The 24915-nt window shown below is 65.7% G+C and carries 16 protein-coding genes; 9 read left to right on the forward strand and 7 right to left on the reverse strand.

The features are described from left to right. The first annotated feature begins 222 nt into the window (after positions 1-222). From AC06DU_RS20580 to AC06DU_RS20595, 4 genes are all read left to right on the forward strand, one after another. On the forward strand, positions 223-3165 hold the full coding sequence (locus AC06DU_RS20580; protein ID WP_478203114.1) for a TonB-dependent receptor: 2943 nt from the start codon (positions 223-225) through the stop codon (positions 3163-3165). Positions 3166-3264: 99 nt separating this feature from the next. Continuing rightward, complete coding sequence (locus tag AC06DU_RS20585) at positions 3265-4752, forward strand: MFS transporter (RefSeq protein ID WP_478203115.1); 1488 nt, start codon at positions 3265-3267, stop codon at positions 4750-4752. A gap of 36 nt (positions 4753-4788) precedes the next feature. Continuing rightward, entirely contained in the window at positions 4789-5823 is a 1035-nt protein-coding gene (locus tag AC06DU_RS20590) for a glycoside hydrolase family 43 protein (RefSeq protein WP_184429189.1), read from the forward strand. A 343-nt stretch (positions 5824-6166) separates the two neighbouring features. Then, a complete protein-coding gene (locus AC06DU_RS20595) occupies positions 6167-6700 on the forward strand; it encodes a lipocalin family protein (RefSeq protein WP_024937633.1) in 534 nt (177 codons plus the stop codon). A gap of 99 nt (positions 6701-6799) precedes the next feature. On the opposite strand, the gene AC06DU_RS20600 is transcribed toward AC06DU_RS20595, so the two are convergent. Together AC06DU_RS20600 and AC06DU_RS20605 are read right to left on the reverse strand one after the other, a co-directional pair. Then, positions 6800-7153: a ribonuclease E inhibitor RraB gene (locus AC06DU_RS20600; RefSeq protein ID WP_478203116.1), complete on the reverse strand. Its 354-nt coding sequence runs from the start codon at positions 7151-7153 to the stop codon at positions 6800-6802. Positions 7154-7342: 189 nt separating this feature from the next. After that, positions 7343-7915, reverse strand: coding sequence for a hypothetical protein (locus AC06DU_RS20605; protein WP_435004936.1), 573 nt, complete (start codon positions 7913-7915; stop codon positions 7343-7345). Positions 7916-8071: 156 nt separating this feature from the next. Here AC06DU_RS20605 and AC06DU_RS20610 point away from each other — a divergent pair, with 156 nt between their 5' ends. Further along, the gene (locus AC06DU_RS20610) at positions 8072-8275 is read left to right on the forward strand and encodes a YdcH family protein (protein ID WP_023905744.1); all 204 of its coding nucleotides are present in this window, start codon (positions 8072-8074) and stop codon (positions 8273-8275) included. Positions 8276-8683: 408 nt separating this feature from the next. Here the strand turns inward: AC06DU_RS20610 and AC06DU_RS20615 are convergent, their stop codons facing one another. From AC06DU_RS20615 to AC06DU_RS20625, 3 genes are all read right to left on the reverse strand, one after another. Beyond that, entirely contained in the window at positions 8684-9664 is a 981-nt protein-coding gene (locus AC06DU_RS20615; RefSeq protein ID WP_478203117.1) for a zinc-binding dehydrogenase, read from the reverse strand. 327 nt (positions 9665-9991) lie between these two features. Further along, positions 9992-12661, reverse strand: a complete 2670-nt coding sequence (gene plsB, locus AC06DU_RS20620) for a glycerol-3-phosphate 1-O-acyltransferase PlsB (protein ID WP_024937637.1) — start codon at positions 12659-12661, stop codon at positions 9992-9994. After that, positions 12661-13635 carry a hypothetical protein gene (locus tag AC06DU_RS20625; RefSeq protein ID WP_181097844.1) on the reverse strand — a complete coding sequence of 325 codons (975 nt, stop codon included), beginning with the start codon at positions 13633-13635 and terminating at the stop codon, positions 12661-12663. Before AC06DU_RS20625 ends, plsB begins: the two co-directional genes overlap by 1 nt. A gap of 406 nt (positions 13636-14041) precedes the next feature. Between AC06DU_RS20625 and AC06DU_RS20630 the strand changes: the two genes are divergently transcribed. From AC06DU_RS20630 to AC06DU_RS20645, 4 genes are all read left to right on the forward strand, one after another. Further along, a complete protein-coding gene (locus AC06DU_RS20630; RefSeq protein WP_016904027.1) occupies positions 14042-15094 on the forward strand; it encodes a LacI family DNA-binding transcriptional regulator in 1053 nt (350 codons plus the stop codon). Between the two features lie 135 nt (positions 15095-15229). After that, complete coding sequence (locus AC06DU_RS20635; protein ID WP_478203118.1) at positions 15230-18259, forward strand: TonB-dependent receptor; 3030 nt, start codon at positions 15230-15232, stop codon at positions 18257-18259. Positions 18260-18576: 317 nt separating this feature from the next. Next, positions 18577-21609 (forward strand): TonB-dependent receptor domain-containing protein, encoded by a 3033-nt coding sequence (locus AC06DU_RS20640; protein ID WP_039527680.1) that lies wholly within the window; start codon positions 18577-18579, stop codon positions 21607-21609. A gap of 250 nt (positions 21610-21859) precedes the next feature. Further along, complete coding sequence (locus AC06DU_RS20645; RefSeq protein WP_184519800.1) at positions 21860-23380, forward strand: tryptophan halogenase family protein; 1521 nt, start codon at positions 21860-21862, stop codon at positions 23378-23380. A 196-nt stretch (positions 23381-23576) separates the two neighbouring features. Here AC06DU_RS20645 and AC06DU_RS20650 read toward each other — a convergent pair whose 3' ends face one another. Both AC06DU_RS20650 and AC06DU_RS20655 read right to left on the reverse strand, forming a co-directional pair. Further along, the gene (locus AC06DU_RS20650) at positions 23577-24272 is read right to left on the reverse strand and encodes a hypothetical protein (RefSeq protein WP_144410884.1); all 696 of its coding nucleotides are present in this window, start codon (positions 24270-24272) and stop codon (positions 23577-23579) included. A gap of 5 nt (positions 24273-24277) precedes the next feature. Then, entirely contained in the window at positions 24278-24874 is a 597-nt protein-coding gene (locus AC06DU_RS20655) for a hypothetical protein (protein ID WP_126966958.1), read from the reverse strand. Between the last annotated feature and the right edge of the window lie 41 nt (positions 24875-24915).

Raw genomic sequence — 24915 nt, forward strand, 5'->3', positions numbered from 1 at the left:
CGGCACCATTCCGATCAGCGCCACTGCCGCAGCCGCCACGATGCCTTCCGTCGCCTATGCTGCCCTGCAGCGTGATGTTCTGAATTTGGTAGCGCTAACATCGGCCACCGCTGATCGCCCGTCTCCCCCATCGCACCATCGCCGCGCCGCTACCGGCAGCGGCACTCCCTACGCAGGGGCGATGCGTGGGACATCTGCTCACCTGTTAGGGAAGGGATTACGGTGAAGAACAGCTACGCACAAACCGCGTTGTCCTGCGCGTTGGGGTCCATCCTGCTGGGCATGACCAGCACCGCCGCCTGGGCGCAGTCCAGCGATGCCGACAGCGCTGCCGCCACCGCACAACCGCCCACAGCCGCCGCTGCCAGCGGCGATGCGGTGACCCAGCTCGACACCGTCACCGTCTCCGGCTACCGGCGCAGCATCCAGTTTTCCACCGACGCCAAGCGCGACTCGGTGGGCTTTGCCGACACCGTGTTTGCCGAGGACATCGGCAAGTTCCCGGACATGAACATCGCCGAGTCGCTCAACCGCATCCCCGGCGTGCAGCTCTCGCGCGACGTCAATGGCGAGGGCCTCAATATCGCCATCCGCGGCCTGGGCACCAGCTTCACCAAGACCACGCTCAACGGCGCCAGCATCGCCACCGCCTCGATCGGCCTGAACGCGCAGAACCAGAACCGCGAAGTCGATCTGAACCTGTTTCCCACCGAGTTCTTCACCCAGCTCACCGTCAGCAAGACGCCCACCGCCAGCATGCTCGAAGGCGGCGTCTCCGGCGTGGTGGACATGCGCAGCGCGCGCCCGTTCGATCGCCCCGGCGTGCACTTCACCTATCAGGCCCAGGCGGACTGGAACAGCACCAGCGAAAAGACCACCCCGCGCGGCGCCTTCATGGGCAGCTGGACCAACGAGCAAGGCACCTTCGGCGCATTGCTGGGCGTGGCCTCGGTCCGCGGCAAGCTGGGCGTGCGCGGCTTCGAAAGCGTGGGCTGGACCAACCCCGGCCTCACCTACACCCAGTGCGGCCTCACCCCGCCTGCCGGCACCCCGGCCACCAATCAACCGGCCGCGTGCAACGTCAATGGTGGCGGCAACTGGCGCATTCCCGACCGCGTGCCGGCCACCGCCGGCAGCGGCCTGACCACCGGCGAGACCATCGATGCGGCCTGGCTGCTGGCGCGCAACCCGGGTCTGAGCATCGACCAGATCAGCGACGCGCTGATTCCGCGGCTGGGCCGCAGCGTCTACATGAATGGCGATCGCGACCGCGATGCCTCGGTGATGTCGCTGGAATGGCGCCCGTCCGACAGCATGCATTTCTATCTGGACACGCTGTATTCGGAAGCCAAGCGCACCACCGAGCGGATCAGCATGAATCTGATCGGCCGCAACGGCAACATGATCCCGCTGGGCATGCAGCTGGACCAGAACAACGTGGTCACCAGCGCCACGTTTGCCAATGCGCAGTACTTCCTGGAAGCGCGCCCGTACCGGGAAGAGGTCAAGTTCTGGAGCGTCAATCCGGGTGCCGAGCTGTTGTTCGGCGAGAACCAGGACATCAAGCTCAACGTGCAGGCCAATGCCACGCGCAGCTGGCTGCAGCGCGAGTCACCCAGCATCCTGGTCACCTCGCCGTTCACCACCGTCGATTACCGCAACGAAGGCGGCGACCGCCCCTCGATCAGCAGCCCGCTCGATCTCAACGACCCCAATCTGGGCTGGGGCTGGAACGGCGGCCGGGTCAATATCCAGAACGAAAAACGCGTGACAGAAACCCGGGGCGCACGCGCCGACCTGCAGTTCGGCGAAGACAAGCGCAACATCAAGATCGGCGCCGCCTACGACCAGGCCGAGCGCACCATCCGCGGCTTCGACAACAGCATCGCCTGGGAGCAGGTGGTCTGCCGCGGTGGCGGCGGCAATGTCTGCAACGGCGGCCCCGGCTCGGCAATCCCGAATGCGGCGCTGGCCGGCTATCTGCGCCCCGGCCCGGATGGCTTCATCACCGCCGATTTCAACCGCTTCCTGGGCGACACCAATTACTACGCGCTGCGCGATTCCGCACCGGAGACCAACTCCGCCAATACCGGCGCCTCGGCCGGCGGCATCCGCGAAAAGAACCTGGGCTTCTACATCGAAACCAACGCGGAAACCGAAGTGTGGAACCGCACGCTGCGCTTCAATGCCGGCGTGCGCTACGTGACCACCGACCAGACCATCACCGGCCCGGTCACCATCAACGGCATCCGCCGCGTCCAGGTGCTGGATTCGGACTACAAGGAGACCCTGCCCTCGTTCAACGCCGCCTGGGACGTGGCCGACAACCTGGTGCTGCGCCTGTCCAGCTCGCGCACGCTCACCCGCCCCGACCCCAGCGCGATGCTGCCCAACACCAACTTCAGCGACCCCTCCGCGCAGACCGCAACCCAGGGCAATCCGAACCTGGCGCCGTACCTGTCCACCAACGTGGATTTCGGCGGCGAGTGGTACACCGGCGGCGAAGGCTATGTGGGCCTGACGTTGTTCAACAAGCGCATCAGCGGCTTCACCGTCAACGGCGTGCGGCGCATTCCCTTCAACGACCTGGGCGTGCCCTACGACAGCCTGCTGCCGATCCAGCAGGCCGGCCTTGACCAGCGCGGCGGCCCGAATGCGGCCACCGTGGATGTCCAGACCCAGGTCAACGCCGACGGCGTGCTCAACATCCGCGGCACCGAGGCGATCTGGGTGCAGCCGCTGGACCGGCTGGTCGACGGCCTGGGCTTCAGCGTGAACTACACCCATGTCACCCAATCCTCCGAAGGCGAAGGCATTCCGGCAGTGGCGGTCGGCGTCGCCCCCAACCTGTGGAACGGCACCGTGTACTGGGAAAAGGACGCCGCCTCGGTGCGCCTGTCCTACACCTGGAACGACGACATGGTGATCTCCGGCGCCAACCAGAACGGCATCCCCTACGCGCGCCTCAACGCCGACGCGCGCGGGCAGCTGGATCTGTCTGCCAGCTACACGCTGGAATCGCTGCCGTCCAAGCCGCAGATCACCCTCAACGTCACCAACCTCACCGACGAGCCGCTGCGCACCACCTACGCCTGGCCCAACGCCACCTACGATCTGTACGAGCCCGGGCGCACGGTCATGCTCGGCATACGCGGTACCTTTTGAGTGCTGTGTTTGCCGGTCGCGATCACCTCCCATCGCGACCGGCAGCCTGGCGCGCGCCGCGGCGTTTTCCGCAGCACTCCCTGAGCCCCGCCCCACCTCATGAACGATCGCTCACAACAGCTCTCCTTGCGCGAAAAGATCGGCTACAGCCTGGGCGACCTGGCAGCCAACCTGATCTTCCAGACGCTGGTCACCTTCCTGGCGTTCTTCTATACCGATGTGTTCCGCATCCCGGCGAGTGTGGCCGCCACCCTGATCTTCGTGGTGGGCATGCTCGGCGCGTTCGTGTTCACGCCCATCATCGGCATCCTGGCCGACCGCACCCGCACGCGCTGGGGCAAGTTCCGCCCGTGGATCCTGTGGACGGCAGTGCCGTTCGGTGCCTTGTCGCTGGCCGCGTTCAACACACCCGCACTCGGCGAGCAGGGCAAGATCGCCTACGCCTTCGCCACCTACACGCTGCTGATGCTGGTGTACGTGGCCAACAACCTGCCGTACTCGGCATTGAGCGGCGTGCTCACCGGCAGCATGGAGCAACGCAACAGCTTGTCGGCGTACCGCTTCCTGGCGGTGACGTTTGCACAGTTCATCATCCAGGTGTTGTTGCTGCCGCTGGTGCTGATCCTGGGCAATGGCGACAAGGCACAGGGCTTTCGCAACACCATGGCGCTGTTCGCCGCCGTCGGCACGCTGTGCTTTCTGATCACCTTTTTCACCACCCGCGAGCGCGTGCTGCCGATCAGCGAACAACGCAGCAGCGTGCGCCAGGACCTCACCGATCTGGTCCGCAACAGACCCTGGCTGGTGATGCTGTCGCTGACCATCCTGGTCTTCATCAATCTCGCCATGAAGGGCGGGATGTACATCTACTACTTCAAGTACACCCTCGACGCGAACGCGTTGACGCTGTTCCTCGACAACGCCGGCTTCAACCGCCTCATCGCTGCGATCAACAGCATGCTCACCGGCGCCGGCCTGAGCGCGCTGCAATGGCCTCAGGACGCACCCACCTCGGCCTTCAGCGTGTTCAGCGCCGGCGGCATCCTGGCGATGATCGTGGGCATCGGCTTTTCCAAGCGGCTGGCCGATCGCTACGGCAAGCGCAACGTGTTCGGCGGCGCGCTGCTGATCTCCACGCTGTTCCTGCTGGCGTTCTACGTGTATCCGCCGACTGCGATCGCCTGGGTGTTCGCCTCCTACGTGCTGCACGGCTTCTTCTACGGCATCACCATCCCGCTGCTGTGGGCGATGATCGCCGACGTGGCCGACTACTCCGAATGGAAGAACCACCGCCGCGCCACCGCGATCATTTTCTCGGCGATGTTGTGCGGCCTGAAGATCGGCCTGAGCGTCGGCGGCGCGCTGGTCGCCGGCATCCTGGCGTTCTATGGCTACGACGCCGCCCTGCCGCTGCAAAGCGATGCCGTGACAAACGGCATTCGCCTGGCCATCAGCGTGTATGCGTCCATCCCGTTCCTGCTCGGCACCGCGTTGCTGGCGCTGTACGAGATCGACAAGCCGCTGGAAACCCGCATCGAACACGAGCTGGGCCTGCGCCGACGCGGCACCGCGCTCGCCACCAGTTGACGCCCTCTCCCTCCCACCTCATGCACAGGTACGCGCATGTCCGATGAACTGCACACCGCTGCACTGCAGGCGCTGGCGCGCACCGCCATTTCCGCACCGCTGGTCACCCACCTCTATACCGCCGACCCTTCCGCACACGTGTTCGACGGCGCCTTGTACATCTACCCCTCGCACGACATCGATGCTGGCGTTGCCTTCAGCGACGACGGCTCGCACTTCGACATGGCCGACTACCACGTCTTCCGCATGGCCCATCCCGGTGCACCGGTGGAGGACCTGGGGCAGGTCCTCCACGTGCGCGACGTGCCGTGGGCACAGCGCCAGATGTGGGCACCGGATGCCGCGCAGCGCGACGGCAAGACCTATCTGTATTTTCCCGCCAAGCGGGCCGACGGCATCTTCCAGATCGGCGTGGCGGTCGGCGATGGCCCGCAAGGCCCGTTCGTCGCCGCAGCCGAACCCATCGCCGGCACCTACTCGATCGACCCGGCGGTATTTGCCGACCACGACGGCGCGCATTACCTGTACTTCGGCGGCATCTGGGGCGGCCAGCTGCAGCAGTACCGCGACAACGTCTATGCGCCGGACCATCAGGAACCGGGCGACGACGCGCCCGCACTTGGCCCGCGCGTCGCCCGCCTGCACGAGGGCATGACGCAACTGGCCGAACCCACCCGCGAGATCATCATCCTCGACGAACACGGCACCCCGCTACGCGCAGGCGACCACGCCCGCCGCTTCTTCGAAGGCCCCTGGGTCCACCACCATGCCGGCCGCTATTACCTGTCCTACTCCACCGGCGACACCCACCGCATCTGCTACGCCACCAGCGATACCCCGTACGGGCCATTCGCCTACCAGGGCGTGCTGCTCGCACCGGTGGTCGGCTGGACCACGCATCACTCCATCTGCCTGTTCAACGGCCAGTGGTACCTGTTCTATCACGACGCCGTGCTGTCGGGCGGGCAGACGCATCTGCGCAGCATCAAGATGGCACCGCTGGAGCACGACGCGGATGGAAGGATCGCGACGATTCATCCATATGGGGAAGACGCGGTATCGCCCTGGTGAATGCCGTCGGGCTAGCGCTTGCCGGGACTATCAGCGCGTCATGGCTCAACCGCCGGCGCTGAACGACACGTCCTGCCACCGCTGCGCTTTCAAAGCGCGCCGTAATCCTCGTGCGGCTGATCGTCGACCCGGCGCTCACCGCTCCGTGATCGCGCGTTTCCTGGCATGCGCAAGGCGTCGGCCTGGCGCTTCAACGCCGCCATGACATGTCGAGCGTTACGGTCATCCCGCTGGCACACCACGCCAGCGTGCACCCAGTCCGGAACTGCATCGCATGGGCTTGCATCCGGATGCACAGTAACGCCGTAGGCCTATCTACGGGTTCTTTCTGGTGGAGGTTGCCATGCGAGGTGGTTCGATGCTGTTGTTGCTGACGCTAGCGGTCTACGGGAGTGCCAGTGGGAGCGAGTCGCGTGCCGCCCTGCCACGCGCAGACAGCGTCGACGTGCCGCGCTTCATGGGCGACTGGTACGTCATCGCGCACATTCCCACCCGGCCCGAGCGCAAGGCCTACGATGCCGTGGAGCGCTATGCGCTGCGGCCGGACGGCCGCATCCAGACCACCTTCACCTACCGCAAGGGCAGCTTCCAGGCACCGCTCAAGTCCATGCATCCGATCGGCCAGGTGGCGAAGGAAGGCAATGGTGCGCTGTGGAGCATGCAGTTCTTCTGGCCGTTCAAGGCCGAGTACGTGATCGCCTGGCGGGATGCGGCGTATGCGCAGACCATCGTGGCGCGCAGCAAGCGCGATTACGTCTGGTACATGGCGCGTACCCCGCAGGTGTCCGATGCCGACTATCAGCAGGCTGTCCAACGCATCGCCGCCATGGGCTATGACGTGTCAAAGCTGCGCCGCGTACCGCAGTCACAGCGGTAACGCGGTAACGCGGTAACGCGGTAACGCGGTAACGCGGTGATGATGCAACCAGCTCAGCGATGCAGTGACTGCATCGCCGGCTCTCGCACACGGGCTGCGTCAGGCGTCCTTGTCAGCCACGGAAAACTCCCAGCCGTCATTCAGGCCACCCAGGGGCTTGGCCTCCACGGCCAGCTCCTCCTCGAATGCCGAAATCGCCTTGTGCGACGGCACCATGGTCGGATACACCGTCACGTCCATCGGAAACGCGGTGTTTTCCGGATAGTGGCAGCAACGCACCTTTTGCTCGAAGCGCAGCAGCATCACCGAGAACTCCAAGGCCGACTCCTTCGTGGGGAAGACCACGGAGAACGCAATCTCGCGCGGCTTCGACAGGTCCACGCCTTGCTGGGCAATGTGCCAGAGGGTGTCGCCATTATCGTCGTTGGGATACAGGTCCGGATGTCGTTGCATGTGAGCTTCGGTCTTTGGCGGCCGGTGGCCAGGGAAGAGCGCTGGCGCTGATTGTGCGCTCTGATCGCGTGTCGCCAGGATCCAGACCTCGGCTGCTGGAGCCTACCGTCTCCCGGTGTTCGAGGTGCCTGCTCAGGCAATGAACCTGCTACGCAGATGGCCGCCCGATGTGCGACCACCTCGGGCAATTCACGGCAGCCAAACCAGATTCATCAGCTGCGGGTCCGCGGTCACCTTGACCAGCTTGCCGCTGGGGCCGAACTGCACCTGGTACTCGGAGAAGCTGTCGCGCCAGTAGCGCCACAGCGAGGCGTCCAGATTCGGGTTTTCGCTGCTGATCGGGTAGCCGACGGCCATCAGCACCTGTTCGCGGGTCATGCCGCCGGTGAGCTTGCCGTCATTGATGGCCTGCCGGATCTTGGGCGGAAAGGTGGCCAGCTTGAGCTTGGGGTCGGCGGTGACGACATAGCGGGCGGCGAAGGCGGTGTTGTCCAGGTCGCGGCTGTAATCGTTGCCGATGGACTGCTTTTCGCCGGCGATCTTGAGGTTGACGCGGTTGCGGCCGAAGCCGGTGACGCTGACCGGGGTGCCTACGGGAAGCATGCGCTTGCCGTCTTCGGCGTAGTTGCTGTCGCTGATCCAGCTGCCGTCGGTGCGCAGGTTGCAGCACAAAAAGCCGTCGTACTTGGCGACGTCGGCGGCACTGGCCTGGTTGGCAGCGGTGAGCAGGCTCAGGGCCAGCAGGGAAGAACGCAAACGCATCGTAAAGACTCCTTTCTCGACGGCCATGGCCGCGCGGCGATGATGAGGTGAGGCGCGCCGCCGTTTCCCCAACGGCGCGCAGGCATTGTCGCAGCCCCGGGCGGCTTGGCAAGCACAGGTGACGCGGCCGGCCCGTGGTTGTGTATGCTCGGAGCCGTGGAAACTCTCTCACCCGCCGAGATCGCCGAGCAGATCGCCGAGTTGCGACGCGCCCACCGCGCGTTGGACGAGGAGATCCAGCGCGTGCCCGCCAACATGGACGACGAGCTGCAGATGAAGCGCCTGAAGAAGCGCAAGCTGCATCTCAAGGACTGCATCACGCGGCTGGAAATGGAGCTGGTGCCTGACGAGCCGGCGTGAGGTTGGTGCGTGCGGCCGCCTGGGTCTGCTTTGCGGTCGTGGATATCAACGTCGCGGTGACAGGAAGTTGAGTCAGTTGGTGACGCAGGCAGGGTTTTATCGGCATGGCGCCGGCTTGAGTTGAGGCGTGTCGCGTTGGTCGCTTGGGCCAAACCCTCACCCCACTCCGCGCCCCGGCCCGCGCCTTGCGACGCGGGCGCCACTGGCACGCGCGCCAGTGGCGCGCAAGCGGTGCGGCTTCGCCCCGAGGGGACAGGGGCTTGATATGCCGGCCTTGGAGAATTGTCGATCTCTTCGGCCGATCTGGGCACCGGATCCGGGCGCTTGTTCGCGTCAGCGGACGTGCAAGTGCCTCACCGCTTTTGCGCGTCAGGCGCCGACTGTCGTAAGACGACCCGAGCCGCCGTCCTAGCCTGCGCGCAGCAGGATCTTGCCGCGGCGGCCCGGTTCGGCGCTTGCCGCGGCCGCCTTGGCTGCATCTTCCAGATCGAACACCGCTTCCACCGGCAGAGCCAGGCTGCCATCGACGGCGGACTTGAGCAGTTCGCCGATCATGCGGCGCTTGTCCTCGGGCTTGGTGGCGGCCATGACCTTGCTGCCCCAGAAGCCGCGCACGCTGGCCTGCTTGAAGATCACATCGCCGCTGGAAATCTGCAGCGGCTCGCCGGTCATCGAGCCGAACGAGATCAGCTCGCCGCCTTCGGCAAGCAGCCCCATCAGGTCGCCGGCCGCGCTGCCGGCGACAGAGTCGATCGCGCGCACGATCGGCGCCTCGCCGACCAGCGCGCGCACGCTGTCCTGCCAGCCCTCCCGGGCGGTGGAGACCGCGTTGCCGATACCTAGTTCCTTCAACTCCTCCACGCCAGCGTCGCGGCGTACCAGGTTGACCACGTTGATGCCGCGCGCGGCGGCGAGCATGGCGACAGTCTTACCGACCGCACCATTGGCGGTGTTCTGCACAATCCAGTCGCCCTTTTCGACCTGCAGGAACTCGATCAGCATCAGCGCGCTCAGCGGCATGGCGATCAACTGGCAACCGCGGTCGTCGTCCAGCGCGTCGGGCAGCGGCACCACGCCGGACGCGTCGGCCAGGAAAAACTCCGCCCAGCTCTCGTGCACGCCGGCGGCGACCACGCGCTGGCCGGTCTGCAGGCCTTGGACGCCTTCGCCGAGGGCGTCGATCACGCCGGCCGCTTCGCTGCCGCCGATTGCGGGAAGCTCCGGCTTGTAGCCGTAATTGCCGCGCACCGTCCACAGGTCGTGGTTGTGGATGGGCGAGCGACGCATGGCGATGCGCACCTGGCCCTTGCCGGGCTGCGGAGTAGGCCGTTGCCCGAGTTCGAGCACCTTGGCCGGGTCGCCGAATTGGGTGTGGATGGCTGCGCGCATGAAAGTCTCCTGCCGGGCACGCCAGTGATCCAACGCACCCGATCGTGATGAAAGGTGGCGCGATGCTATCGGTACGGCTGCAAGAGGCGGATGAAACGAACGGAACTGTTGTGTGAAGTTGCGGGCGTTGGTGAACAACGCCGCGAGTGACTCTGGTCCGCTGCAGCACCGGGGAGTTTGCGTGCTGACCGACCCGCATCCGCCCTTCGGGCACCTTCTCCCGGTGGGAGAAGGGAAGCATGGTGCGCATCTGCGCTTCCCTGCGGGTGCGCTGCCATTGCCCGGCATCACCTACCACAGGAAGACGCTGGCGTTTGTAGCGCCGCCCTACTCGGCCGGCGGCAACACCACGTCCGGCTTGACCGCCTCGGGGCTGACCCGCTCGATGGTGTGGCGCAATTCGCGGCCAAGGATGAACTTGGCGTCCTTGGCCCAGGCATCCAGGCGCTCGTCGAACAGCAGCTTGCTGTTCTCGTCCGGCCACACCAGGCGCAGCTCGCGCAGTTTCTGGATGAAGCTGCGGAACAGGGTCTTGTCGAAGAACTCCGGGGCGGCCGGGGCGTACAACAGGCTCAGGCGTTGCGCGGCCTGCTGGCACAGGCTTTCCAGCTCGCCGGCACCGAGCACGCCGGGGCCGTTCTTCACCAGCACCGAGATGGCGATGTAATAGCGCTCGAAGGCCTGCTGCAGCGAATGGCCGATCGCACGCAGGCGGAACACCTCGTCGGTCTGCCCGGTGTTGCGGGTGAGGATGCCGCCATCGTCGTCGGTGACGTTGAGCAGCAGGCCTTCGCGCACGAACATGTCGATGGTCTGCTCGATGCGTTCGGCAAAGCGGTCCTCGCTCCACGGCAGGAACAACTCCGCCTGCAGGAACGGGTACACGGTGCGCCCCAGGCGCAGCAGACCGGCACGGCTCATGCGGCGGTTGTTCTGGAAACAGCACGCCACCCACGAGGAGGCGGTGAACAGGTGCAGCACGTTGTTGCGGAAGTAGCTCAGCAACACCGCGGTGTCGCCGCTGACGCTCAGCACATCGCCCAGCGGGTGCGACACGCGCGTGAGCACGTTGATCTCTTCGGCATGGGTGATGATGCGCGCCGGGGTGTGCGGGGTGACGGTGACGCGGTCCGAATACGGCATCTCCGCCAGCAGCTTCTTGCACAGCTCGATCTGCGCGATCAGGTCGGCCTCGCCCATCGCGTGCTTGGGCGTGGACAGCAGCGCCAGCGCCAGCAGGTTGATCGGGTTGACGTCGGCGGCGCAGTTGATGCGGGTCTGGATCTGGGTGGACAGCGTGTCCACCGCCGGTGCCAGCCAGGTGGGCTTTTCGTCGTCGGGCAGCGGTTGGCCGTCCCAGTCGGGCGCGTGTTTGGCCAGCACGTCGTTGAGCGCGATCGGCTCGCCGAAGTTCACCACCACCTGGCCGTAGTTCTGCTTGAGCACCTTGGGGATGGACCACAGCAGGCCCCAGATGGATTCCTTCTCCTTGGGCCGGCCGGTGAGCTCGTCCAGGTAGCTGTTGCCTTCCATCAGCTTCTCGTAGCCGATGTAGACCGGCTGGAACAGCACCGGCTTGCGCGGCTGGCGCAGGTAGGCGCGCAGCGTCATCGCGATCATGCCGCCCTTGGGCTGCAGCAGGCGCCCGGTGCGCGAGCGCCCGCCTTCGACGAAGTATTCGATCGAATAACCGCCGGCCACCAATTGGGCGACGTACTCGCTGAGCACCGCCGAGTACAGCGCATTGCCCTTGATCGAGCGGCGGATGAAGAACGCGCCGCCCTTGCGCAGCAGCGTGCCCACCACCGGCAGGTTGAGGTTGATGCCGGCCACGATGTGCGGCGGCACGATGCCGCGTTCGTACAGCAGGTAGCTCAGCAGCAGGTAATCCATGTGGCTGCGGTGGCTGGGCACGTAAACCACCTCGTGCCCGGGCGCGGCCTGCTTGAGCTTGTCCAGGTGATGCACCAGCACGCCGGCGTAGATGCGGTTCCACACGTGGGTGAGCAGGAAGCTGGCCGAGCGCACCACCGGGCTGGAATAGTCGGCGGCGATTTCCCAGGCGTAGGCATGCGCCTTGCGCCAGGCATCGACCGGCTTGGAGTTGTCGCGCTTGGCCTGGGTGGCGATCGCCTCGCGCACCGAATCGGCGGCCAGCACCTGGTCCACCAGCAGGCGGCGGGTGGACAGGTCCGGCCCGATCACCGCCTCACGGATACGGCGGAAATGCGTGCGCAGCACGCGCTGCAGCTTGCGCAGGGTGCGCTCGGGCGGCAGGCCCTCGGCCATGGTCTGGCGCAGCGAGATCGGCGGAGCGAAGCGCACGATGGTGGTGCGGCCGTTGAGCAGCACCGCCAGCAGGCGCCGGAAGCGGCCGACCAGCGCCCAGTTTTCCGAAAACAGCACCGCGAACCAGCCGCTCTGCTTGTCCGGCGCGCGGCCGACGAAGATCGACACCGGCACCAGATGCACGTCCAGGTCGGCGCGCACGCGATGCGCCTGCAGCAGCTTGGCCAGCGAATCCGAATGGGTCTTGCCGCCGCGCTGCTCGGGGATCAGCGAATTGCTGCTGCTGCGCCGCGACAGCGCCAGGTAGGCGCGCTTGCGCTGCAGCGGGTCGCCCGGCAGCGGCACCAGTGGCGAGGGCAGCCCGGCCTCGCGGCAGGCCTTGTCCAGGATCAGCGCGCTGGACAGGCCGTAGTCCTCCAGCACGTAGACCACCGGCGTGCCGTCGTCGTAGCGGCTCGGCTGGTCCGGTTCGATGGTCAGACTCAGCCAGGGGTCGGCCAGGCGGCCGAGCAGGCGCGCCCACCACGGGCGTTTGGCGCTGCGGGCAGCGGCGACGGCGGGCGCGATCGACGGCGCAGCGTCCGGCGGAACCGGAACGGCGGTCGGCAAGGCGGCGGTCGTGGCACCGAGATCGGTGGCGGCAGCGCTGGGCGGGGCGGGCTGGCCGTCCGGGAACGGCAGGGGATTCTGTTCTGGCATCACGGTCATTATCGCCCAGCCGGGCGTTGCCCGGTGGCGGCGGGCGTGGCGGGCGCGGCCGCCGGGGTGTCAGGCGTTGCAGCGGCGTCGGGTGCGGGCGCCGCCGGCGCAGCGCCGAGCAGCGCCTGCACCTCGTCCTGGGTCTGCTGCTGGTACCAGTGGCCGTCGCGCTTGATCAGGGCGATGCTCAGGTCGATGTCGTGCGCGGCCAGCGGATAGCGCAGCCGCACCTGGGCGCGGTCGCCGTCCTGCCTGATCAAGCCGGTGCGCAGCGCATCCAGGCTGCTGTCCAGCGACAGGCCGTAACGCTCCAGCACCTGCTTGGCCGCGGCCCAGAACGGCCCGAGCCGGCGCAGGCTCTCTTCCATCCCCAAGCGCTGCAGATCGGCGTCCGAGCCGATGCCGGTGGCGCGGGCGGCGGTCACCAGGTCGGCGATGCTGGCCTTGGCGCGCGCGCGGTCGGCCAGCGGCGCGGTGGCCGCCCAGGCGCTCAGGGCATCGACCAGCTGCACGTAATGGGCGCGCTGCTCGGGCTGGTAGTCGCTGCGGCTGCGCAGGTATTGCACGCCGAACTGGCCCAGCGACTGCGCGGCCTGGCGGATGCCCTGCGACTGGCCGGCCAGCTGTGCATCGAAGGCCTGCTGCAGCTGGCGCTCGGCGCCGGGCGCCGACAAAGTGCCGAGCAGGCTGCCGACCTCGTTGGGCAGCGGCAGCTCGGTCAGCGGCCAACGGCTGGCGCCGCTGCGCCAGGCCGCCTCCAGCTGGGTGTACTGGGCAGGCGTGACCCGGATCCGCGCATAGGCGACCAGGTCGTTGCGCCGCAAGGGCAGGGTCATCGACTGCATCGCTGCGGCCGGCTCGGCGCTGGCGCCCGGCAAGGCGGCGGTCTTGTCGGCGCGCTGGCAGCTGCCCAGGCACAGCGCTGCCAGCAGCACCCACGCGATGGACTGGAACCGGCCGGCGCGGACGGTGGATGGCGACATGCGCACGCTGTTCCCCTGATCGATCGGCGCATCTTGCTGTCTGAACGCACTGGCGGCAAGGCGCGCGACAACCGTGCGCCCGGGTACGGTGCGGAAACGTTAGATTTTCGTAGTTCCATGCATGTTGTCGCCCAGTGTCCGACATTGACTGCCGTTGTCCTTTCCGGACAAACTTGTCCAGGCAATGCCGCCAAGCCCTTGTGCCACCTGCGTTTGGCCCAATGGTGCAGCGCATCATGTAAGCGCTTGCAGTTCCTGCTAGCGTGCGCGCCATCTCGCTCTGAGGTCGCCATCGGTTGGGGCCGATGTCATTCATGTGCATGTGTGACACGAACGTTCTGCGCCAGCGGACCGTGCGACCCTTCCCGGCGTGCGGCGGCAGCCGCGTTGTCCTGGAGGTTTTGCCATGAGTCGGCCACGCTCCGAAGGCGGTAGCGTCACCATCAAGGACGTCGCGCGCGAAGCGCAGGTGTCGGTGGCAACGGTCTCGCGCACCATGAATGGGCACCAGCATGTGGCCGAGTCGGTGCGCGAGCGCGTGCTGCAGGTGGCCCGTGCGCTGCATTACATCCCGCACCACGCCGCGCGCAGCCTCAGCAGCCGGCGCACCCATACCATCGGGGTGGTGTTGCCGGACCTGCATGGCGAGTTCTTTTCCGAACTGATCCGCGGCATCGACCAGGTGGCGCGCGAGCAGGGCTACCACCTGCTGGTGTCCAGCTCGCACGGCGACCCGCAGGCGCAGCGGAAGGCGCTGGAACGCCTGCCCGGGCGCGTGGACGGGGTGGTGGTGATGTCGCCCTCGCTGGGCGACTCCGGCGTGCACGAGGACGCCCTGCCCGGCGGCCTGCCGGCAGTGCTGCTCAACTGCGCCGGCACGGCCAGCCAGCGCCCGGTGCTCAACGTGGACAACTACGGCGGCGCGCGGACGATGACGCGGCACCTGCGCGACAGCGGCCACCGCCGCATCGCCTTCATCGCCGGGCCGGCCGACAACTTCGATGCGCACGAGCGTCTGCGCGGCTACCGCGACGAGCTGGCGCTGGATGCCGACGTGCAGCCGTGGGTGCTGCCGGGCAACTTCGACGAAGAGTCCGGCTACCGCGCCGGCCAGACGCTGGCACAGGGCGCGCGCCCGGATGCGGTATTCGCGGCCAACGACATGATGGCGCTGGGCTGCCTGTTCGCGCTCGGCCATGCCGGGCTGAAGGTGCCGCAGGACATCGCGCTGGCCGGCTTCGACGACGTGCCGATGGCGCGCTACGTGCTGCCGGCGCTGACCACCATGCGGGTGGATATCGCCGGGCTGGGCGCGCGGGCACTGCAGTTGTTGCTGGGCCAGCAACTGGTCGATGCGCCCGCCCCGCCCGCCGATGCCGCACCGCCGGCGTTTTCCGAGATGGTTCCCGAACTGATCGTGCGCGCGTCCAGCGCGCCGCGGGCGGCGCCTCCCACCTGAAACGCGCCACCGCGCTTTGCCGAACGTGTGTTGCTTGCAGTCCTTTGCCGTTGTTGCCAGCTGTCCCGCTTGACGCAGTACCGACGCGCCAGCCACTCCGCTGGTTCGCGCTTTACCCCTGGGAGGGGGAAAGTCATGAAGAATTACCGCACCGTCTCCACCCTGCCAGCGCGCAGCCTGTTGTGCTGCGCCCTTGCCGCCTCGTTGCTGGCCAGCACCCCGGCCATGGCCCAGTCCAGCAATGCGACCTTGCGCGGCCAGGTTGCGGCAGCACAGGCCGGCACCACCGTGACCGCGACCAATGTCGCCAGCGGTGCCGTCCGACGCGTGCCCACCGGTGCCGACGGCAGCTACGCGCTGGTCGGCCTGCCCCCGGGCACCTACAAGGTGGATGCCGGCCCCGGCAGCGAGCAGACCGTGACCCTGTCGGTGGCCTCGTCGGTCACCTTGAACCTGGGCGGCAGCGCAGCCGCGGCGCCTGCCGGCGATGCGACCACGCTGGATGCGGTGCAGGTCACCGCCACCACGCTGCAGGAGGTCAAGACCTCCGAAGTGGGCACCAACGTGTCGCTGAAGCAGATCAGCACCGTGCCGCAGCTGACGCGCAACTTCCTGGAGTTCGCCGACACCGTGCCGGGCATGCAGTTCGAGACCAACTCCAACGGCAACAGCCAGATCCGCGGCGGCGCGCAGGGCAGCTCGGCGGTGAACGTCTACATCGACGGCGTCGGCCAGAAGAGCTACCTGTTCGGTGGCGTGTCCGGGCAGGAGCAGAGCGCGGGCAACCCGTTCCCGCAGCTGGCCATCGGCGAGTACAAGGTCATCACCTCCAACTACAAGGCCGAGTTCGACCAGGTCGGTTCGGCAGCGATCGTGGCCTCGACCAAGTCCGGCGGCAATGAGTTCCACGGCGAGATCTTCGGACGCACCAGCAATACCGATTTCCGCGCGCGCCAGCCCGACGAACGCGCCGGCGCACCCAACTCCGATGGCAGCAAGCGCAAGACCCACCAGGACGAATACGGCTTTGCGCTGAGCGGACCGATCGTGCAGGACAAGGCGCATTTCTTCTTCAGCTACGAAGGCAAGGGCTTCGAGGTCTCGGCCGATCCGGTGGCCGTGCCCGATCGCTTCAGCGCGCTCAGCGACGACCTGCCGGCCGGCGTGCAGAGCCGGCTCGGCTCGGTCACCCGCCCGTTCAACGAAGACCTGTATTTCGGCAAGGTCGACTGGGACATCGGCGAGAACGACCGCCTCGAGCTCACCGGCAAGTACCGCGACGAGGAAAGCCGCGACAGCGTCGGCGGCCAGACCACCGCGATCGCCTCCAAGATCAACCTCAACACCGAAAAGCGCTTCGACCTGCGCTGGCAGCATTACGGCGAGCGCTACGTCAACGAAGCGCGCGTGTCCTATGAGGACGTGCTGTTCAATCCCACCGCCTATACCGTGGGCAGCCAGAGCGTGTACACGCGCGGCATCGCCGAAGACGACGTGCTGCTCAACGACGGCGCCACCAGCGGCCTGGCGATCCAGCGCAAGGGCCAGAAAGGCCCCAGCTTCCAGAACGACCTGACCTTCAACAACCTGGAGTGGCACGGCAACCACGTCATCAAGATGGGCGTGAAGTACAAGGAAGTGGAGCTGACCCAGAGCGAGAACTCTGCGGCCAACCCGTCGTTCTACTACGCGGTGGGCGATGGCGCGGGCACCTCGGCCATTCCCTACCAGGTGCGCTTCAACCTGCCGTTCGCCGGTGCCGCACCGTCGGTGACCACCACCAGCAAGCAGCTGGGCCTGTACATCCAGGACGATTGGGACGTCAACGACAAGCTGCAGTTGAATATCGGCGTGCGCTGGGATGGCGAAAAGATTCCCTCGTACCTGGACAACGTGACCCCGCCGGAAGTGGTGGCGGCCTTGAACGGCCCCGGTACCGATCCTGCCGTGAGCGCCACCTATGCCGAGCAGCTGGCCAAGGGCGGGGTGGACATCAACGACTACATCAGCAACGGCCGCAATCGCAAACAGGACAACAACAACTTCGCACCGCGCCTGGGCTTTTCCTACGACTTCCGTGGCGACGAGTCGCTGGTGCTGTTCGGCGGTGCCGGCCGCAGCTACGACCGCAACCTGTTCGACGTGATGGGCCTGGAGCAGATCAAATCCGCGCTGGCGCAGTACACGATCCGCTTTGCCGGGCCCACCAACTGCGTCCCGGCGGCGGGTACCTGCACCGCCTTCGATCCGACCTATGTGAGCAATCCCGACAGCCTGGCCAACCTGGTCGATGCGCGCGTGCGCAACGGCGAAATCGACCTGCTCAACAACGATCTGAAGACGCCGTATGCCGACCAGTATTCGCTGGGCCTGCGCACCCAGCTGGGCGACTGGAACACCTCGGCCACGCTGTCGTACATCCACAGCAAGGACGGTTTCATCTTCACCCTGGGCAACCGCTATGCCAACGGCGATTTCTTCCAGAACGGCAACCAGGCGTTCGGCCAGACACCCCGCGGCTTCGGCAACCTGATCATCGGCAACAACGGCGTGGAGACCAAGACCGGCCAGTTGCTGCTGTCGGCAGACAAGCCCTATACGCAGGAGAGCGGCTGGGGCCTGACCGCGGCCTACACCTTCTCGCGTGCGCGCGGCAATCGCGGCAACGACGATCGCTACGGATTCGATGCGGCCACCATTGCCGACTACCCGTTCCTGGATCTCAATGCGGTGCCGCGCCACCGCCTGGTGCTCACCGGCATCTACGACCTGTTCTGGGGCATCAGCGGCTCGGCCAAGCTGACCCTGGCCACGGTGCCGCCGCGCAACGAGGCGATCTCCTACAACCAATACGGCGGCCCGAGTTCGGACAATATCCGCGTGGTCTCGGTGGATGCGCCCGGCGGCAAGTTCATCGCCGGCGGCGACATCTTCGGCACCCGCCAGCTGGACCTGTCGTTGTCCAAGGACATGCACATCACCGATGCGGTGACAGTGCAGGTGCGCGGCGATCTGATCAATGCGCTGAACTTCCGCAACTACGATCAGTACAGCATCGACTGGGGCAGTGCCGGCGTGTACGACCCGCGCGTGAGCATCAACCAGTACGGCGCGATGTCCACTCCGCCACGGACCTTGTTCATGAGCGCACGCATCATCTGGTAACGGCTGCGTTGGCGGCATCCGGCGTCTTGACGCCGGTACCGCACCCGCTGCCTAAGCTGCATCGGCCCCACGGCAATGGGGAGGGGCCGGCCGCAGGTTTGTTGCATCGTCCCGATTGAGGTGTGTTGCTGCGGCGCGACGCGCGATGCGCGCGATGCCGCAGACGGCACGCTCCGGTTGGCGACCGTTTTTGCTGTGTTTGCCGTCCCTGCTGTTTGTTTGTTGCCCGCTGTACCCGTTCCATCCACACCAAGCACCAACCTCGACGCGCCAGTCACTTCACTGGTTCGCGCTTTACCCCTGGGAGGGGGAAAGTCATGAAGACTCACCGCACCGTCTCCACCCTGCCGGCACGTAGCCTGTTGTGCTGCGCCCTGGCTGCCTCGTTGTTCGCCACCACCCCGGCCATGGCCCAGTCCAGCAACGCCACGTTGCGCGGACAGGTCGCTTCCGCACAGAGCGGCAGCGAGGTCGTCGTCACCAACCTCGCCACCGGCTCGGTGCGACGCGCACCGGTCAATGCCAACGGCAACTACACCATCGTCGGTCTGCAGCCGGGTACCTACAAGGTCGAATCCAACGGCGCCAGCCGCACAGTGACCCTGTCGGTGGCCTCCAGTGCCACCGTCGATCTCGGCACCGAGGCGGCCGCGGCGCCTGCCGGCGACGCGACCACACTGGACACGGTGACGGTCAGCGCGCCGATGATTCGCGACGTCAAGACCTCCGAGGTGGGTAACACGGTGTCGCTGCGCCAGATCCAGCAGCTGCCGCAGGCCACGCGCAACTTCCTGGAATTCGCCGACACCGTGCCGGGCATGGTGTTCACCATCGACCAGGACGGCAACACCAAGCTGCGCGGCGGTGCGTCCAACGCCAGCTCCAGCAATCTGTACATCGACGGCGTGAGCCAGAAGAGCTACGTTTCCGGCGGCGGCATCGCGGGCCAGGACGAGACCCAGGGCAACCCGTTCCCGCAGCTGGCGATCGGCGAATACAAGGTCATCACCTCCAACTACAAGGCCGAATACGGCCAGATCAGCGGCGCGGCGATCACTGCGGCGACCAAGTCCGGCACCAACGAGTTCCATGGCGAAGCGTTCTACCGCTTCACCAATCAGGACCTGCGTAAGCAACGCCCGGACGAAGCCGATGGCAAGGTCGATTCGCAGACCAAGGAATATGGTTTTGCGATCGGCGGCCCGCTGATACAGGACCGCATGCACTTCTTCTTCGCCTACGAAGGCAAGGACAACGTCGCGCCCAAGAGCGTGCAGCCCAGTGCCGAAGCGGCGCCATTCATCGGCCTGCTGCCGTCGAACCTGCGCGACCAGTACGGCGCGTCCAACATGCCGTTCACCGAAGATCTGTATTTCGGCAAGATCGACTTCGAACCGACCGACAACGATCGCATCGAACTGGCCACGCAGTATCGCGACGAAACCCAGGTCAGCAACGTGGGCGGCCAGAACGCGCCCGACCGCGCGGTGGACAAGATCAACAAGGACAAGCGCACCAGCCTGCGTTGGCAGCACAGTGCCGACAGCTGGTTCAACGAAGCCATCCTCACCACCGAAGATTCGCGCAATGTGCCGACGCCGCGCGGTGTGGGCAACGGTTCCATCTACACCTACATCGATCGCACCCAGGCCGATCCGCGCCAGTGGGTGTTCCTCAACACCGGCGCCGCCAGTGGCGAAGACTTCAAGTTGCGTAGCCAGAAGGGTTGGTCGTTCCAGAACGATCTGACCTTCAACGCACTGCAGTGGCATGGCGAGCACACCATCAAGACCGGTGTGACCTACCGCGACATCAAGCTGACCTCGCGCGAATCGAGCTCGCTCAATCCGCAGTTCAGCTATGAAGTCGGCCAGAACGGCGTGGCGCCAGTGCCCTTCCAGGTGCGCTACATCCGTGCGTTCGACAACCCCGGCCAGCTGCCGGTGGTCGAGTCGCCGTCCAAGCAGTACGGCATCTATCTGCAGGACGACTGGGCCGCCACCGACAAGCTGATGATCAACATCGGCGTGCGCTACGACTACGAAGACACCCCGGCCTACACCGACTTCGTAACCTCGCAGCCGTTCGTGGATGCGCTGTATTCCGACGACCCGGAAAACCCCGGTCAGCCGTGGGCCAACCGCCTGCTGCCCAGCGGCGTCAACGTGGCCGATTACATCAGCACCGGCAACAACCGCAAGAACTTCAAGGACGCCTGGGCACCGCGTCTGGGCTTCTCCTACGACCTGTTCGGCGATGAGGCGGCAGTGATCCACGGCGGCGCGGGCCGTTCCTACGACCGCAACCTGTTCGAACAGCTCGCACTGGAATCGGTCAAGGCCGCGCTGTCGCCGGTGGTGGTGTACTTCAGCGATGCCGCCAGCGGCCAGGGCTGCTTCCGCGACGACCGCGCCTGTGCGCCTTGGAATCCGGCGTTTCTCACCGGCATCGATCAGCTCAACACGATCCCCGGCACCAGCGACAGCTCCGAGCTTTTCATGTTCAAGAACAAGCTCAAGACCCCGTACAGCGACCAGTACAGCATCGGCATCAGCAACCAGGTCGGCGATTGGCTGACCGATGTCACCTTCCAGCGGATCCTGTCCTACGACGGGCTGGTGATGAGCCTGGTCAACCGCTATCCGAACGGCGCGTACTTCGATGCCAATGGCGGCGTGCCGTGGGGCGAGCCGGTGCCGGGCTATCGCAACACCATCATCGGCAACAACGGTCTGGAGCAGCGCAGCAGCCAGGTGTTGCTGTCGGCCGAAAAGCCCTACACCAAGGAATCGGGTTGGGGCTTGAACCTGGCGTACACGCATACCAGCGCGCGCCAGAACCGCAACATCGACGAGCCGTTTGCATTCGACAAGGCCACCATCCGCGACTATCCGTTCGTGAAGTCCGATGCGGTCTCGGCGCACCGCTTCGTGGCCTCCGGCTCGCTGGATGGTCCGTGGGGCGTCACCTTCGGTGCCAAGCTGGTGCTGGCCACGCCTGAGCCGATCAACACGATTGCCTGCTACGGCTTCACCGATCCCGATGGCGGCACCTGCCAGCAGATCGGCGTCACTCCGCCGGGCAACGGCAAGTTCCTGCTGGGCGGCAAGATCTGGGGCTACCGCACCGTGGATCTGCAGGCCACCAAGGACTTCACCGTGGCTGGTGACTTCAAGCTGACCGCACGGGTGAACGTGCTCAACGTGTTCGATTTCAAGAACTTCACCCAGTACCAGTACAACAGCTTCGGCAGCAATGGTCGGCTGGAGCCGGACATCACCGTGGTCAATGACGGCGAGATCAGCTACGTGCCACGCAGCGTGATTTTCGAAGTGGGTGCAAAGTTCTGATCCACTGCAACGTGCACGCGCATGCGCCTGCATGCGCGTGAGTCGAACGGGGCCGCGTGGCCCCGTTCACCTGTCAGCTTTCAGAGTGGCGAACAAAACATAGCGGGCAGTCGTCTGTTGGATGCATCACACACTTGCGACGTAACGGTGTGCACGTGGTGCATGCTGCCCCGTGTATCGATTGCAACCGCCTGGCAATGATCACAGACGTTTTGTTGGCGGCTTCTCTTCTTCTCAGGACCGGACTTTCATGATCCCCGCTCCCCTCCGCAATATCGTCATCGTCGGCGGTGGCACCGCTGGCTGGATGGCCGCCGCGGCGTTCGCGCGCGTGCTTGGCCCCGGCTTCAAGGTGCAGCTGATCGAGTCCGAACAGCTCGGCACCGTCGGCGTCGGCGAGGCCACCGTGCCGCACATCAAGGCCTTCAATAACCTGCTCGGCATCGATGAAGCCGAGTTCGTCCGCCAGACCCAGGGCAGCTTCAAGCTCGGCATCGAGTTCGTCAACTGGCAGCGGCCCGGCACGTCGTACATCCATGGCTTCGGCACCCAGATTGGGCACCCGCTCGGGCTGCTGCCGTTCCACCAGTACTGGATCAAGCAGCACGCGCGCGGCAAGGCGCAGCCGCTGGGTGCCTATACGCTCAACACCGTGGCCGCGGTGCGCGGCAAGTTCATGACCTCGGCCGGCGATGTGCCGGCCAGTTCGCCGCTGGCCAATATCGCCTATGCATATCACTTCGATGCCACGCAGTACGCGCGCTTCTTGCGCACTTACGCCGAACAGCGCGGCGTCACCCGTATCGAAGGCCTGGTCGAGCAGGTGCAGCTGCATGCGGACAGCGGCCACGTGCAATCGCTGCAGCTGGCCTCCGGGCAGGTCGTCAGCGGCGACCTGTTCATCGACTGCTCCGGCTTCCGTGGGCTGTTGATCGAAGAAGCGCTGCACACCGGCTACCACGACTTCACCCATTGGCTGCCCTGCGACCGCGCCCTGGCGGTGCCGAGCGAAAACGTCGGCCCGCCCACGCCGTATACGCGCTCCACCGCGCGCGCGGCCGGCTGGCAGTGGCGCATCCCGCTGCAGCACCGCACCGGCAACGGCTATGTGTACTCCAGCGCGCACATCAGCGACGACGAAGCCGCCGCCACGCTGCTCGCCAACCTGGAGGGCAAGCCGCTGGCCGACCCGCGCCCGCTGCGCTTCACCACCGGCCGGCGCAAGCAGTTCTGGAACCGCAATGTGGTGGCGCTGGGCCTGGCCAGCGGCTTCCTGGAACCACTGGAATCGACCAGCATCCATCTGATCCAGGCCGGCATTTCCCGGCTGCTGGAGCTGTTTCCGCGCGAGGGCATCAGCCCGGTGCTGGTGCAGCGCTACAACGACCGGCTGGCATTCGAGTTCGACCGCATCCGCGATTTCCTGGTGCTGCACTACCACGCCACCGAGCGCGACGACAGCGCGTTCTGGCGCCACTGCCGCACGATGCCGATCCCCCCGGAGCTGCAGACCACGCTGGACCTATTCCGCGACAGCGGGCGCTTCTATCGCAATGCCGAGGAGATGTTCGCCGAGATCAGCTGGGTGCAGGTGATGGTCGGCCAGGGCATCCTGCCGCGGGGCTACCACCCGCTGGTGGACCAGGTGCCTGATCACGACGCCGAACGCTTCCTGGCCAGCGTGGCGCAGACCATCGGCCACTGCGTGGACGTCATGCCGACCCACCAGCAGTTCATCGATCGCTACTGCAAGGCGGCCGCGCCGCGTTGAGCGACGACACCGCCGGCGCAGGCACCGATCGGCAGGCAAAAAAAAGGACCGGGCACAAGGCCCGATCCCTTCGAAAACCGGGACAAGCCCGGTGGACAATGAGTGGCACAGCTTCCGACTGACATCGGACGAGGGGCATCGTACGCAGGCTTTAACGTTAAAGCAACACTTTAATAATATCTGCGTAACTCATTGATTAGTCAGAAGCAGCGACCGCTGCGGTCTCGTGAAACAAGGTCGGGAAGTTGCGTGCGAACTCTTCGCTGCACTGAGCAACGTAGTCAGCACCCACCTGCTTCACCTTGGCGTAGTCCGCCGCTTGCCAGTCGGCCAGTGACAACTCAATGGGTGCGGGATTGCAGCGTTGTGTGACCGTTGCCTGGCGCTGGCCGTCGCGGTCCGGAGCGCGCGCTTCCATATCCAATGAAAGGTGCAATTGGTAGGGCGTCTGCGAATCCGACAACGAAGTGTAGATCAATGCCCATGTGGCGGGACGGATCACAAACTGCGCGGGCGGCGTGGCCGCAGGATGCGCCAGCGCATAACTGCGCAGTTGTTCTTCCAGCGCGTGCGGGAGTTCCTTGATTGAAGGATCTACCAGATCCTCATTCGGGTCACCGAGCAGATCCTCCTTCTTAAATGCCGTAATGTTTCCGCCGGTGCTCATCGCCCCGAAGATTCCCTGCATGACTTTCAGGCTGGTTGCCTTTGCGGTGTGCGAGCGATGCACGACACGCAACCCGGTGGTCTTGCGATAGATGTCTTTCGACGCGACCACGGTCAATGGTGGCTGGATCGGCTCGGCGACGATCGCCTTGGGTTTTGGAGCCGTTGCGCAGGCGCTGAGCAGTGCGGCGCCCAGGCCAATGGAGATTAAACGGACATCTGCCATGGCAATCATTCCTTTGAGGTGGCGGGGCAGCTGGGTAACGCGGCGGCAATGGCGCGGCGTTCGGTCGTACCGTCGTTACGCTTTGTCAGGGCATACACATCGAGCCGGCAGCGGCCCGCACCGAAATCCACGTGCGCCTCGTAATCGATACCCGATTCCGGCACGAAACTCCGCGTGGTTGCGCAAGTCGGCCCGTGACCGATCGGGGCATTGCAGACCATTCGATAGCCTGGCGGCGCTTTGGGACACGTCTGACTGGCTACAGCACCGGCACTGAAACCCACCACCATGGGTTCACCTGCCCGCACAGCCAATTCCAAGGGATGTTTGGGTGTATCGCTCAAGCGCGGCATGCCCAGATCCTGCCCACCGAACACCAGCGCGCGAGCAGCTCTGCCAAATCCCGGCACGTTGGCACGGTCGCACGTGGTCCCAGGGTAGATGACGGTATTACCGTCATCGCCGACGATGCGCAGACGCGTTCGTTGACCGTCGGTGGGTTCGTTGTAGCGGAACAACTCAGGCACGTTGGCGACGAGAGAACAGGCGCCAAGGCCAATACAAAGCACCACCGCAGTTAGCGGCCGAAAAAGATCACGCATGACACTGCTATCCGAAACCGGTGTCCCATATCGGCAGCGAC

Source organism: Xanthomonas sp. NCPPB 3200 (genome assembly GCF_056393585.1).